This window comes from Blastomonas sp. 34TW, assembly GCF_059803595.1.
The window spans coordinates 19,189-32,708 of the sequence record NZ_JAPFGW010000011.1 but is presented as its reverse complement, the minus strand read 5'-3'; the positions used below and the strand labels follow the sequence as shown (position 1 = coordinate 32,708).

At 64.5% G+C, this 13,520-nt stretch carries 14 protein-coding genes; 10 read left to right on the top strand and 4 right to left on the bottom strand.

All coding sequences use genetic code 11. The features are described 5' to 3' along the window. The first annotated feature begins 92 nt into the window (after positions 1-92). The 10 genes from bchC (at position 93) to OPU69_RS14395 (ending at position 9,677) form a co-directional block, all read left to right on the top strand. On the top strand, positions 93-1,019 hold the full coding sequence (gene bchC, locus OPU69_RS14440; protein WP_498511964.1) for a chlorophyll synthesis pathway protein BchC: 927 nt from the start codon (positions 93-95) through the stop codon (positions 1,017-1,019). Then, positions 1,016-2,014, top strand: coding sequence for a chlorophyllide a reductase iron protein subunit X (locus OPU69_RS14435; protein ID WP_498511962.1), 999 nt, complete (start codon positions 1,016-1,018; stop codon positions 2,012-2,014). Before bchC ends, OPU69_RS14435 begins: the two co-directional genes overlap by 4 nt. Continuing rightward, positions 2,011-3,543: a chlorophyllide a reductase subunit Y gene (bchY, locus tag OPU69_RS14430; RefSeq protein WP_498511960.1), complete on the top strand. Its 1,533-nt coding sequence runs from the start codon at positions 2,011-2,013 to the stop codon at positions 3,541-3,543. The genes OPU69_RS14435 and bchY overlap by 4 nt, the downstream gene beginning before the upstream one ends. Further along, positions 3,540-4,994: a chlorophyllide a reductase subunit Z gene (bchZ, locus tag OPU69_RS14425; RefSeq protein ID WP_498511958.1), complete on the top strand. Its 1,455-nt coding sequence runs from the start codon at positions 3,540-3,542 to the stop codon at positions 4,992-4,994. Before bchY ends, bchZ begins: the two co-directional genes overlap by 4 nt. A gap of 129 nt (positions 4,995-5,123) precedes the next feature. Continuing rightward, complete coding sequence (pufB, locus tag OPU69_RS14420) at positions 5,124-5,336, top strand: light-harvesting antenna LH1, beta subunit (protein WP_023839307.1); 213 nt, start codon at positions 5,124-5,126, stop codon at positions 5,334-5,336. Between the two features lie 15 nt (positions 5,337-5,351). Beyond that, positions 5,352-5,537 (top strand): light-harvesting antenna LH1, alpha subunit, encoded by a 186-nt coding sequence (gene pufA / locus OPU69_RS14415; protein WP_023839308.1) that lies wholly within the window; start codon positions 5,352-5,354, stop codon positions 5,535-5,537. 177 nt (positions 5,538-5,714) lie between these two features. Continuing rightward, positions 5,715-6,539 (top strand): photosynthetic reaction center subunit L, encoded by an 825-nt coding sequence (pufL, locus tag OPU69_RS14410; RefSeq protein WP_060978486.1) that lies wholly within the window; start codon positions 5,715-5,717, stop codon positions 6,537-6,539. Positions 6,540-6,553: 14 nt separating this feature from the next. Further along, a complete protein-coding gene (gene pufM, locus OPU69_RS14405) occupies positions 6,554-7,609 on the top strand; it encodes a photosynthetic reaction center subunit M (protein WP_060978485.1) in 1,056 nt (351 codons plus the stop codon). Positions 7,610-7,614: 5 nt separating this feature from the next. After that, on the top strand, positions 7,615-8,757 hold the full coding sequence (pufC, locus tag OPU69_RS14400) for a photosynthetic reaction center cytochrome PufC (RefSeq protein ID WP_498511955.1): 1,143 nt from the start codon (positions 7,615-7,617) through the stop codon (positions 8,755-8,757). A 188-nt stretch (positions 8,758-8,945) separates the two neighbouring features. Beyond that, on the top strand, positions 8,946-9,677 hold the full coding sequence (locus tag OPU69_RS14395; RefSeq protein ID WP_498511953.1) for a hypothetical protein: 732 nt from the start codon (positions 8,946-8,948) through the stop codon (positions 9,675-9,677). 420 nt (positions 9,678-10,097) lie between these two features. Here OPU69_RS14395 and OPU69_RS14390 read toward each other — a convergent pair whose 3' ends face one another. The 4 genes from OPU69_RS14390 to OPU69_RS14375 form a co-directional block, all read right to left on the bottom strand. Continuing rightward, entirely contained in the window at positions 10,098-10,421 is a 324-nt protein-coding gene (locus tag OPU69_RS14390; protein ID WP_498511951.1) for an HNH endonuclease, read from the bottom strand. Between the two features lie 7 nt (positions 10,422-10,428). Next, entirely contained in the window at positions 10,429-11,784 is a 1,356-nt protein-coding gene (locus OPU69_RS14385) for an amidohydrolase (protein ID WP_498511949.1), read from the bottom strand. A gap of 179 nt (positions 11,785-11,963) precedes the next feature. Then, positions 11,964-12,359 (bottom strand): VOC family protein, encoded by a 396-nt coding sequence (locus tag OPU69_RS14380; protein WP_060977799.1) that lies wholly within the window; start codon positions 12,357-12,359, stop codon positions 11,964-11,966. Positions 12,360-12,412: 53 nt separating this feature from the next. Beyond that, positions 12,413-13,513, bottom strand: a complete 1,101-nt coding sequence (locus tag OPU69_RS14375; protein ID WP_498511947.1) for a serine hydrolase domain-containing protein — start codon at positions 13,511-13,513, stop codon at positions 12,413-12,415. Between the last annotated feature and the right edge of the window lie 7 nt (positions 13,514-13,520).

Sequence of the window (13,520 nt, the reverse complement as noted above, 5' to 3'; positions counted from 1 at the left end):
CTAGAGGGCGTTAATATAAGATGACACCTTGATGGAAGGTCCCTCTTCATGGGCCTGTCGCCAAGAACAAGGGGAGCGCGCACGTGCAGGCAATGGCCGTCATTTTCGAAGCGCCGCATCGCCTTGCGCTTCGCTCTCTCGCGCTGAACGCCCCCGAATCGGGCGATGTCGTGGTCGAGATCGCCTGGAGCGGGATCAGCACCGGCACCGAAAAGCTGCTGTTCACCGGCAAGATGCCGAATTTTCCTGGCATGGGCTATCCGCTGGTGCCCGGCTATGAATCGGTCGGCCGCATTGTCGAGTCGGGCAGCGAATGCCGCGGCAGGATCGGCGAATGGGTCTTCGTTCCCGGTGCCAATTGCTTTGCCGATGCGCGCGGCCTGTTCGGCGGATCGGCGCGGCGGCTGGTGGTGCCTTCGGCGCGCGCGCTGCCGATCGACGAGAGCTGGGGCAGCGACGGCGTGCTGTTCGCGCTCGCCGCGACCGCCCTGCACGCGATGGCGGGTGGCGAAGCTCCCGATCTGATCGTCGGGCACGGCATCCTCGGACGCCTGCTCGCCCGGCTCACCATTGCCAGCGGCGCGCCCGCGCCCACCGTCTGGGAAATCGATGCCGAACGCGTCAGCGGCGACCATGGCTATGCCGTGGTGCACCCCGATAGCGACGAGCGCCGCGACTATCGCAGCATCTGTGACGTCAGCGGCGACTCGGCCCTGCTCGACACGCTGATCGGTCGCCTCGCCAAAAAGGGCGAGGTCACGCTCGCCGGCTTCTATCAACAGCCCTTGAGCTTCACCTTTCCCCCGGCGTTCATGCGCGAGGCGCGGATCCGCGTCGCCGCCGAATGGGGTCCGGACGATCTGGTCGCGATCCGCGCAATGGTCTCCAGCGGCGCGCTAAGCCTTTCCGGACTGGTCAGCCATGTCCAGCCGGTCGCCGACGCGCCCGAAGCCTATCCGACTGCGTTCACCGACCCTTCCTGCCTCAAGATGATACTCGATTGGAGCGCTTGCGCATGACGATGCTTGAAAACTCTGGTCCTGATGTGGCTGCCCTGCGCGAGGAAGCCGCGCACGAACCCGATCCCGTCGCCACGGGCCCTGTGACCAAGGAAACGCAGGTCATCGCCATCTATGGCAAGGGCGGATCGGGCAAGAGCTTTGCGCTCTCGAACCTCAGCTACATGATGGCGCAGCAGGGCAAGCGCGTGCTGCTGATCGGCTGCGATCCCAAGTCGGACACCACCAGCCTGCTGTTCGGCGGCAAGGCGTGCCCGACGATCATCGAGACCAGCAGCGCCAAGAAGCTGGCCGGGGAAGAGGTCAAGATCGAGGATGTCTGCTTCCAGCGCGACGGCGTGTTCGCGATGGAACTGGGTGGCCCCGAAGTCGGCCGCGGCTGCGGCGGACGCGGCATCATCCATGGCTTCGAACTGCTCGAGAAGCTCGGCTTCCACGATTGGGGCTTCGATTTCGTGCTGCTCGATTTCCTCGGCGACGTGGTCTGCGGCGGCTTCGGCCTGCCGATCGCGCGCGACATGTGCCAGAAGGTGATCGTGGTCGGATCGAATGACCTGCAATCGCTCTATGTCGCCAACAATGTCTGCAAGGCGGTCGACTATTTCGGCAAGATGGGGGGCAATGTCGGCGTCGCGGGCATCCTGATCAACAAGGATGACGGCACCGGCGAGGCCCAGGCCTTTGCCGAGGCGGTGGGCATTCCGGTGCTCGCCTCGATCCCCGCGAACGAGGACATCCGCCGCAAGTCGGCCAATTACCAGATCATCGGTCGCCCCGACAGCGAATGGGGCCCGCTCTTTGCCGAGCTCGGCCTCAACGTCGCCGAGGCTCAGCCGACGCATCCGCGCCCGCTCACCCAGGACGGGCTGCTCGGCCTGTTCAAGCCCGAGGATACCGGCGGCAATGTCGAGCTGGTCCCCGCGACCCAGGCGGACATGCGCGGCGGCGTGTTTGAGGAAAAGCCCTCGCTCGAAGTGGTGTACGACCAGGTATGAGCGATAGCCCCGCCTTTCCCGCGCCACGCAACCCCGACCGGATCGACCTGGCGGCTGTTCCGGTAGAGGGTGGTTGCGCGTCGAAGGACACCATGCGCGCGGCGGCGGAGCAGGCGGGCAAGGGCGAGGTACTGGCGCGCTATGCGGCGGACTACCCCCAGGGCCCGCACGATCAGCCGCAGAGCATGTGCCCGGCCTTTGGCAGCTTGCGGGTGGGGCTGCGCATGCGGCGCACCGCGACGATCCTGTCGGGTTCGGCCTGCTGCGTCTATGGCCTCACCTTCACCTCGCATTTCTACGGCGCGCGCCGATCGGTCGGCTATGTGCCGTTCAGCTCGGAGACTTTGGTCACCGGCAAGCTCTACGAGGATATTCGCGACGCGGTGCATCTGATGGCCGATCCGGCTTTGTATGACACCGTGGTCGTCACCAATCTGTGCGTGCCGACGGCATCGGGCGTTCCGATCCAGAATTTGCCAAAGCAGATCAACGGCGTACGGATCATCGGCATCGACGTGCCCGGTTTCGGCGTGCCCACCCATGCCGAGGCCAAGGACGTGCTGGCAGGCGCGATGCTCGCCTATGCCCGCAAGGAAGCTTCACAGGGGCCGGTTGCCAGCCCCAGCCATCGACCGGACCGGCCGACGGTGACTCTCCTGGGTGAGATGTTCCCCGCTGACCCGGTTGGCATCGGGCAATTGCTCGAGCCCCTGGGCCTCGCGGCCGGCCCGGTCGTTCCCACCCGCGAATGGCGCGAGCTGTACAGTGCGCTCGATTGCGCTGCTGTCGCCGCGATCCACCCGTTTTACACCGCGAGCATCCGCGAGTTCGAGGCGGCTGGGCGTCCGGTGATCGGTTCGGCACCCGTCGGCGTCGATGGCACGGCGGCCTGGCTCGATGCCGTGGGCGCGGCCTGTGGCATAGCGCAGGACAAGGTCGATGCCGCCAAGGACCGCTTCCTGCCCGCGATCCGCGCGGCGCTCGCCGCCAGCCCGATCCAGGGCCGCATCACCGTTTCGGGTTATGAAGGCTCCGAACTGCTGGTCGCCCGGCTGCTGATCGAAAGCGGCGCGGACGTGCCCTATGTCGGCACCGCCTGCCCCAGGACGCGCTGGTCCGATCCCGACCGCGAATGGCTCGAGGCGCGCGGCGTGCGCATCCAGTACCGCGCCAGCCTGGAACAGGACATTGCCGCGGTCGAGGAATTCCGCCCGAACCTTGCCATCGGCACCACGCCGGTCGTGCAGCACGCCAAGAGCGAGGCGATCCCCGCGCTCTATTTCACCAATCTCATCTCCGCCCGTCCGCTGATGGGTCCGGCGGGCGCCGGTTCGCTCGCGGTCGTGATCAACGCCGCGCTCGCCAATCAGGACCGTTTCAACTGGATGCAGAGCTTTTTCGACGGGGTGGGCACCGACGAGAATGCCGGTATCTGGCGCGACACCCCGGTCGATCGGCCCGAGTTCAAGAAGAAATATGCCTCCCGCATGGCGGGCCTCAACAAGTCCGAGGAGGCGGTGGGCACATGACCCTCATCATCGATCATGACCGCGCAGGCGGTTACTGGGGCGCGGTCTACGCGTTCACCGCGATCAAGGGCTTGCAGGTCATCATCGACGGCCCCGTGGGCTGCGAGAACCTGCCCGTCACCTCGGTGCTGCATTATACCGACGCGCTGCCGCCGCACGAGCTGCCGATCGTCGTCACGGGTCTCGGCGAAGAAGAGCTGGGCAAGACCGGCACCGAAGCTGCGATGCGCCGCGCCTGGCAAACGCTCGATCCCGATCTTCCCGCCGTGGTCGTCACCGGTTCCATCGCCGAGATGATTGGCGGCGGCGTGACGCCCAACGGCACCAATATCCGCCGCTTCCTGCCGCGCACCATCGACGAGGACCAGTGGCAGGCCGCCGACCGCGCGCTGACCTGGCTGTGGACCGAGTTTGGTCCTAAAAAGGTCAAGCCGCTCGCCCCCCGCAAGGAGGGTGTGAAGCCCAAGGTCAACATCATCGGCCCGATCTACGGCACGTTCAACATGCCGAGCGATCTCGCCGAGATCCAGCGGCTCGTCGAGGGCATCGGCTGCGAACTCAACATGGTCTTCCCGCTGGGCAGCCATCTCGCCGATGTGAAGAAGCTCGCGGGCGCAGAGGTCAATATCTGCATGTACCGCGAATTCGGTCGCAACCTGTGCGAGACGCTCGAACGGCCCTATCTGCAGGCGCCGATCGGCCTTGAATCGACCACGCTCTTCCTGCGCAAGCTGGGCGAGCTCACCGGCCTCAACCCCGAACCGTTTATCGACCGCGAGAAGCACACGACGATCAAGCCGCTCTGGGACCTGTGGCGTTCGGTCACGCAGGATTTCTTCGGCACCGCAAGCTTCGGCATCCATGCCAATGAAACCTATGCGCGCGGCATCCGCAATTTCCTCGAGCATGACATGGGGTTGCCGTGCAATTTCGCCTTCAGCCGCACGGCAGGCGTGAAGCCCGACAACGAGGCGGTGCGCCACGCGATCCGCACCAATCCGCCGCTGGTGATGTTCGGCAGCTATAACGAGCGCATGTACATGGCCGAATGCGGCGCGCGCGGCATGTACATTCCCGCGAGCTTCCCCGGCGCGGTGATCCGCCGCCACACGGGCACGCCGGTGATGGGCTATTCGGGCGCGACCTGGCTGGTGCAGGAAGTGTGCAATGCGCTGTTCGACGCGCTGTTCCACATCCTGCCCTTGTCGAGCCAGATGGATGCGGTGGCGGCGACGCCGGCCAGGATCGAGCGCGAACTCGCCTGGACCGATGCGGCCAAGGCGCTGCTCGACCGGCTGGTCGATGCGCAGCCGGTGCTGGTGCGCATCTCTGCGGCCAAGACATTGCGCGACGCTGCGGAGAGGGCAGCGCGGCGTGCAGGCGAAGATTCAGTAACCGAGGTGCGGCTGGTGGAGGAAGCCGTCGCACAGAATATGGGTGAGGTCGCGTGAGCGTCTTGTCCAGTCATCGGCCTTGGGACGGGGCCTCCAATATCCGCGTCGGGTTCGCCCGCACGGATAATCGCCTGGAAGGCGCCCACGCGGCGTTCTTCCAAATCTGGAAGCTAAGGAGAATATCTCATGGCAGATGAAGGGATGGGTCCCACGACCTACCTCACAGAAAGCGAGGCGAAGGAGTTCCACAAGCTCTTCGTCGCCAGTTTCGCTTTCTTCACCATCGTCGCGATCATCGCGCACGTACTGGTTTGGCAATGGCGCCCCTGGTTCCCGGGCACGCCCGGCTATGAAGCGACATCGAGCCTCGACCCGGTGACCGACGTTCAGCTCAGCTAAGAAGGAAACCTGATCATGCATAGAATGTGGCAATCATTCGACGGCAACAGGATCCTGACTGCGCTCGCGGTCTTCCTGTTCGTCCTCGCACTTCTCATCCACTTCATCCTGTTGAGCACAAATCGCTACAACTGGCTGGAGCCCCCTATGCCGGCAGCTGCACCTGCGGCGGTTGCTGCGGCATCGGCGATTACACCCTGACCTAAGGGTTAAGCCAGTGTGTTGCCTTGCCAGGCGATGAGGGCGGACCTGTGGAACCGGTTTTCACCGGTCCGCCCCTTTCACTGGATGCATGAGAACAAACGAGCCCCCGCATACGGGGAATAATCATTCACGCTCGCCGCACAGCATCGCGGCGGCGAACGAAGGAGTCTGGCAATGGCGCTCTTGAGCTTCGAGAGAAAATATCGCGTCAGAGGCGGAACATTGGTCGGCGGGGATCTGTTCGATTTCTGGGTCGGGCCATTTTATGTCGGCTTCTTCGGGATCACGACGCTGTTCTTCGCCTCGCTCGGCACTGCGCTCATCTTCTACGGTGCGTCGCAGGGTGGAACCTGGAACCCCTGGCTGATCAACATCGCGCCGCCGGACCTGAAATATGGCCTCGGCCTCGCGCCGCTGAAGGAAGGGGGATTGTGGCAGATCATCACGGTCTGCGCGATCGGAGCGTTCGTCAGCTGGGCCTTGCGAGAGGTCGAGATCTGCCGCAAGCTGGGCATGGGCTATCACGTGCCTGTCGCCTTCGGCTTCGCGATCTTCGCCTATGTGACGCTGGTGGTGTTCCGCCCGTTCCTGCTGGGCGCCTGGGGACATGGCTTCCCCTATGGCATCTTCAGCCACCTCGATTGGGTGTCGAACGTTGGCTACCAATATCTGCATTTCCACTACAACCCGGCGCACATGCTCGCCGTGTCGTTCTTCTTCACCACCACGCTCGCGCTTTCCATGCACGGCGCGCTGGTCCTTTCGGCCACCAACCCGGCCAAGGGTGAGGAAGTCAAATCACCCGAATATGAAGACACCTTCTTCCGCGACCTGATCGGCTATTCGGTCGGCACGCTCGGCATCCACCGCGTGGGCCTGCTGCTGGCGCTGAACGCCGGGTTCTGGAGCGCAGTGTGCATCATCATATCCGGACCGTTCTGGACCCGCGGCTGGCCCGAATGGTGGACGTGGTGGCTCAACCTGCCGATCTGGATGTGAGAGGGGTAATCATCATGGCAAGCTACCAAAATATCTTCACCCAGGTCCAGTTGCGCGGGCATCCCGAAATGGGGATGCCGCACAAGGACGACAGCGAACCGCGTATCCCGCTTACCGCCTATAGCTACTGGATGGGCAAGCTGGGCCAGGCGCAGCTCGGGCCGCTCTATCTCGGCAAGCTGGGTCTCGCATCGCTGCTGTTCGGCGGCCTGTCGATCGCGATCATGGGTCTCAACATGCTGGCTTCGGTCAACTGGAACCCCAATCGCTTCCTCAAGGAATTCTTCTGGCTGGCGCTCGAACCGCCGGGTCCGGAATGGGGCTTCTCGGTCTATGTGCCCCTGGCCGAAGGCGGCTGGTGGATCATCGCGGGCTTCTTCCTGACCGCCTCGATCCTGCTCTGGTGGGCCCGCACCTATCTCCGCGCCAAGGCGCTGGGCATGGGAACGCACATCGCCTGGGCCTTTGCGAGCGCGATCTGGCTGTATCTGGTGCTCGGCATCATCCGCCCGTTCCTGCTCGGCAGCTGGTCGGAAGCCGTGCCCTTCGGCATCTTCCCGCACCTCGACTGGACCGCCGCCTTCTCGATCCGTTACGGCAACTTGTTCTACAATCCGTTCCATGCGCTTTCGATCGCCTTCCTCTATGGCTCCACCTTGCTTTTTGCGATGCACGGCGCCACAATTCTGGCCGTGGGTCGCTATGGTGGCGAGCGCGAGATCGAGCAGATCTACGATCGCGGAACGGCCAGCGAACGCGCCGGACTTTTCTGGCGCTGGACCATGGGCTTCAATGCCACCATGGAATCGATCCATCGTTGGGCCTGGTGGTTTGCGGTGCTGACCACACTTACCGGCGGCATCGGCATCCTGCTCACCGGCACGGTTGTCGATAACTGGTATCTCTGGGCTCAGGAGCATGGTTTTGCCCCTGCCTATCCCGATACCGGTGTTGTTGATCCGAGCACGAGTTTCGTCGCACCCGATCCGGTGCCGGCGGAACCGAGCCTGATGGCTGCGGACCCTGGCGCTGCTGCGCCTGCGGCTCCCAGCCCGGCAGAAGGGAACTGACAGCCATGTTGACCCTATCCAAACTCACCACCATGGGGGCGCTGGCCGTGGCCGCGCTCTCGCTCGGGGCCTGTGACATCGGCCCCAAGACGTCCGAACAGGGCGGTTTCCGGGGAACCGGCATCGCCCAGATCAGCGATCCTGACAACAAGATCGATCCCGGTACCGTTCCGCCGCCTCCCTATGAGCTGCCGCCCCCATCGGGGCCGAAGGCGAGCGAGGTATATCAGAACGTCAAGGTTCTTGGCCATGTCAGCCAGGAAGAGTTCGACTATACCATGGCGGCGATCACCCAGTGGATCGTGCCTGCCGATGCCCCGCCCGAACAGGCCGGGTGCAACTACTGCCACAATGCCGAAAATCTGGCGGACGACAGCAAATATACCAAGGTTGTCGCGCGCCGGATGATCCAGATGACGCAGAACATCAACCAGAACTATTCGGACCACGTCAAGAAGACCGGCGTGACCTGCTATACCTGCCATCGCGGCAATGCAGTGCCGAAATATGTCTGGACCGATCCCAAGCCCAGCGACGGGCGTCTGATGGGCAACAAGCGTGGCCAGAACACGCCGAGTCCGGTCACCGCTTATGCTTCGCTGCCGCTCAGCACGGTCAGCATGTATCTGGGGCTCGATGCCAAGGCGGCGCGGGTGCAGTCGAAGACCCGGCATCCCACGACGCTCAATCTCAAGGGCACCAAGGATGCAGAGGCCAATTATGCGATCATGATGCACCTGTCGCGGTCGCTGAACGTCAACTGCACCTATTGCCACAACAGCCGCGCCTTTGCGCAATGGGGCCAGTCGAGCCCGCAGCGCGCCCAGGCCTGGTATGGCCTGCAGATGGTCAAGAACGCCAACCAGGAATATATCCACCCGCTGACCAGCGTGTTCCCGGCCAACCGGCTGGGTCCGCAGGGCGATCCGTACAAGACCAATTGCGCAACCTGCCACCAGATCCAGCGCAAGCCGCTGGGCGGTGCCCAGATGGCCAAGGACTATCCGGCGCTGCTGACGCTCGGGCCCAAGGGTGTGGTGCCTGGCGCCGCGCCTGCGGGAACGGCTCCGGCCATGCCCGGCATGCAGGCGCCGGCTCCGGCAGCGGCGGCAGCCGCACCGGCTGCGGCTGCAGCGGCTGGGAATTGACGATCTGAAATCCTCCCCGAGCTTGTCTCGGGGAGGGGGACCGCCGACCGCAAGTCGGTGGTGGAGGGGAAGCAAGATGGCATGACGTTCATGGTCTGCACTTCACCGCTGCCCCTCCACCGCCCGCTTCGCGGGCGGTCCCCCTCCCCCAGCAAGCTGGGGGAGGATTTTTGATCGAGTAAGCGCTCATGCACCTGTTCGAAGCCCTGGTTGTCCTCCACGTCATCTGCGGGGCGACCGGGCTGATCGCGTTCTGGGTGCCGATTGCGTCGCGCAAGGGCGGGCAGGCGCATCGCAAATGGGGGCGGGTGGCAACGCTCGCCTTTATCGGGGCAGGCATATTGGCCATCGCGATGGCGCTGCTGTCGCTTTACGGGCCGGAAAAGCGGCTGCCGATGATCACCGACCGCGTGCTGTTCGACGGGCTGTTCGGCTGGATGATGCTCTATCTCGGCATGCTGACCATCGGCTTTGCGGTCTATGGCCTTGCTGTCGTCCGCCATCGCGCCAACCGCGCGGCCTTGCGCGCGCCGCATTATCTCGCGCTGTTCGGCGCGGTGATCGCCTCGGCTGCATGGTGCGGCTATTACGGCCTGATGATCGGCCAGCCGCTGATGGCTGCGCTCGCCGTGATCGGGCTGACCGCGGTGGCGACGCAGCTCTTCTATGTCTGGCGACCCAGCGCCCCGGCGCGCGCGCATGTGCCCGAACATTTCCGCGCGCTGCTCGGCATGGGCATATCGGCCTATACCGCGTTCCTTTCGGTCGGGCTCATCCGGCTGGTGCCCGATCATGTGTTCAATCCCCTGATCTGGGCGGTGCCGAGCGTGATCGGGGTGAGCCTGATCCTGCGCTATACGCTGGCCCACCGGCCGAAGGCGGGCAGCGCGACCAGGTCCGTGCAGCGGCGGCAAGCATAGGAGGCGCGGATGAAGGACTGGATCGTCAACAATCTGGGCATCATCGAGATGCTGATGTCGGGCGTGCTGGTACTCGGCTTCTGCGCCTGGCAGTATTGGAGCGTGAGCAGGCCCGACAAGGGGGAGTAGGGGGTGCGCCCTAACCACCTCCGCTCAGCCTGAGCCTGTCGAAGGCCCCGCTCCGCTGGCTCCGTCTTACTCCTCGTCATTCCCGCGCACGCGGGAATCCCGCTTCGGCTCTGCATTTCCCAGAAAGCGGGACCCCCGCCTTCGCGGGGGTAACGGCAGTCATATCGCGACCGTCCGCGCGGGGCCTTCGACAGGCTCAGGCTGAGCGGGGTGGGGTGCTGGTGCGGGTTCCGAGTGTGCAAGGTGCGGGGGGCTGGAAGGGTTGCGTTGAGGGCACCGAGCTTCAACCCCCTACCGCTCCTTCTTCTTGGTCGGCGCGTTGAAATCGGCCGGTTTGCCCGCGATCCAGGTCAGGAACTTGGCGATCTCGGGATGCTGACGCAACGCCTCCACATCCTCGCCGACCCGCCCCAGTTCGGCATTGGTGAAATGCGCGTGGATCGTGCGGTGGCAGATCGGGTGCACCGCCACGCGCGCCTTGCCGCCCTTGGCCTTGGGCACCGGATGGTGCCACTCGATCAGCTCGCCAAGATCCCGACCGCACAACCAGCAGGGCTCGGGCGGCGGAGCTTCGGCTTCATCTTCCTCGTCTTCCCAGGCGCGGCGTTTGGGCATCAGCGCATCAATCCGCCGTCGGACCGTTGCCTGGGCCGAGCAGATCGATGACCGCGGTCACCATCGCCTCGGTCGCCAGCGTGATCGATTCGCGCGGGGCTACCTTGAAGAAAGGGCTGTGATGCGCCGGCAGCGTCAGCTTGCCCGCCTTGGCCGCATCGATATCCGCCTGCGGCGTGCCGCCGACATTGAAATACAGGCCCGGCACATCGGTATTGGGCGCGACGAAATAGGCGAAGTCCTCAGCCCCCATGCCGGTCTGCGGCTCGTTGGTCAGCAGCGCGTCCTGGCCAAAGCGGCGCGCAAAGGTCTTGGTGATCCGCTCGGTCAGCGGCTTGTCGTTGACCGTCACCGGGGTCGATTCAAAGCCGACCTTGACCTGGGGCAGCTTGTCCTCGGGCAGGCCGTTCAGCCGTCCGACATTCTCGGCAATGCGCTTGATCCCGTCGAGCAGCTTCTTGCGCACCGCATTGTCGTTCGACCGGACGGTGATCTGCAGCTCGGCCTTGTCCGAGATGATGTTGTGCTTGAAGCCTGAATGGAACGAGCCAACCGTCACTACCCCGGCTTCGAGCGGCGAGATTTCGCGCGAGACCAGGGTCTGCAGCGCCATCACGATCTCCGCCCCCATGACAATCGGGTCCTTGCCCATATGCGGATAGGCGCCGTGCGTGCCGACGCCGAAAATGGTGATGTCGACCGAGTCCGATGACGAGGCGGTGAGGCCCGGCTGAATCTCGATCTTGCCCGTGGGCGTCCCGGCGGAGACGTGGAAGGCGAGCGCGTAATCGGGCTTGGGGAAGCGGGTATAGAGGCCGTCCTGCATCATCTTGGCCGCGCCGCCGATGCGCTCTTCCGCCGGTTGCGCGACGAAAACCACGGTGCCCTTCCACTGGTCCTTCATCGCGGCAAGGCGGCGCGCGGTGCCGATCATCGAGGTGATGTGCGTGTCGTGCCCGCACGCGTGCATCACCGGCTTTTCGGTGCCGTCGATATCGACCTGTTTGACTTTGGAGGCATAGGGCAGGCCGCTATCCTCGGCGAGTGGCAGGCCGTCCATGTCGGCGCGCACCATGATCACCGGGCCGTCGCCATTCTTCAGGATGCCGACCACGCCTGTCACGCCGACGCCTTCGGTCACCGTGGCTCCGGCGGCGCGCAGCTCGGCCGCGATGATCTTCGCGGTGCGGGTTTCCTTGAACGACAGTTCGGGATTGGCGTGGAAATCGAGGAACAGCTTTTCGAGCTTCGCGTCATAATCGCTCGCCACCGCCTTGCCGAGCGCATCCTGTGCCTGCGCCGGTGCGAAGAGCGCGAGTGCCATCGCGCTGCCGATCAGGCCGAAAGCCGTTGCTCTGTTCATCGATTTCCCCTTTTTCCCCAAGGCGTTCCTGCGCCGTTTGCGCGACTATAGCGCCTGCCTTCGCGGAATCTATCGTCATTCCCGCACAAGCGGGAATCCCGCTTCTGTCCGATAGTTGAAGCGAAGCGGGACCCCCGCTTTCGCGGGGGTGACGATGTTGGGGGTCTCCAGAATTCAGCTCAATCCGCCGGACCTACCTTGAACGCGCAAAGCTTGTTGCCGTCAAGGTCGCGAAAATAGGCGCCGTAAAACGCCTGGTCACCCTCGGGGCCGCGCAGGCCGGGTTTGCCCTCGCAGGTGCCGCCGAGTTCGAGCGCCTTGGCGTGGAGCATGTCGACCTTGGACCGCGCATCCATGGCCAGTGCGATCATCATGCCGTTGCCCACCGTCGCCGGCTCGCCATTATAGGGCCGGGTGATCGCGATGCCCGGCGTGCCCCAGGCGGTGCCGAACAGCGTGAAGCCGTTCTCTTCCATCCGCATCAGCTCGCTGCCGCCCAGCGCGCCGACCAGCCCCGCATAAAAGCCGCGCGCCTTGTCGAGGTCGTTCGATCCGACGGTGACATATCCGATCATTTTTTTCTCCTGTCCGTCTGGCCCGACTCAGGCCAGTTGCAGAACGAAACTTATCACGGACATATGTCGAGGCAATGACCTATCGGGTAATCCTCCGCATTTCCGGTGCTGATCCGCACCACGCCCTCGCCGCTTGCACGGTTGACCCACAAACCTGCGCGCAGCCCATAGGCCTCGCCCGGATGGCCGATCCACACCGATCCGTCGGGTTTCTCGATCCGCTGCACGCCGAGCCCGAAGGCCTGGAAATAACCGCGATCGTCATCGCCATTGCTGCCGTCGAAGCGCCATTGGGCGCGGGTGAGCTCGGCGAAGGACTCGGGGGTGAGCAGCCCGTCGCCGCCGTTCAGCAGCATCTGGCCCAGCCGCGCGAGTCCTCCGGCAGAAATGCGCATGCCGCCCTGCGGGCTGAACGCGGAGCCGTTCTTGCCGGGCGTGTACAGTTCGATATCGCAGCGGCCATCGCTGGCGGGCACATAGGCGCACTGATCGGGCGCGCCGATCCAGTCGTCGCGCGCGATCGTACCATCGGGATTGTAGAGCGTGATCGCGGTCTTCGCCGCGCCCGGCTTGCAGCCCGACCAGTTATAGCAGGCGGGAATGGCAAGCGGATCGAATAGCTCTTCCGCCATGATCCGGTCGAACCTTTTGCCGCTCGCGGCCTCCATCACCGCCGCGATGACGGGAAAGTTGACATTGGCATAGCGGAAATAGCCGCCTGGGGCGTGGTCCGCATCCCAGGCCTCCGGCCTAGCGAGCAGATCGGCAAGGCTGGCATCGAGCGGAATGAAATAGCCCGCATCGTCCTTCAGCCCCGACTGGTGCGACAGCAGCAGCCTGAGCGTAATCTTCTGCGCCGGGAACTGCGGATGGGCGATGCGCCAGCCGAGATAGAGCGACACGTCGCGGTCGAGATCGAGCACCTGCTTGTCGACCAGCCGCATCACCGCGACGCCGACCGCGAGCTTGGAGATCGAGGCGATGCGCACCGGATCGTCGAGCGTCGCCTCGCGCAGGCTCGGTCGGTGGGCGAGGCCGGTGACCTTGCCGCGATCAAGCCGGTCGGCGGTGAATTTCAGCTCGATGCGGACATTGTCATCGGTCTGGGCGTGGGCGGGGGTGTGGGGCGCCGCTGCCAACATCACCGCCAGCATCGTCATT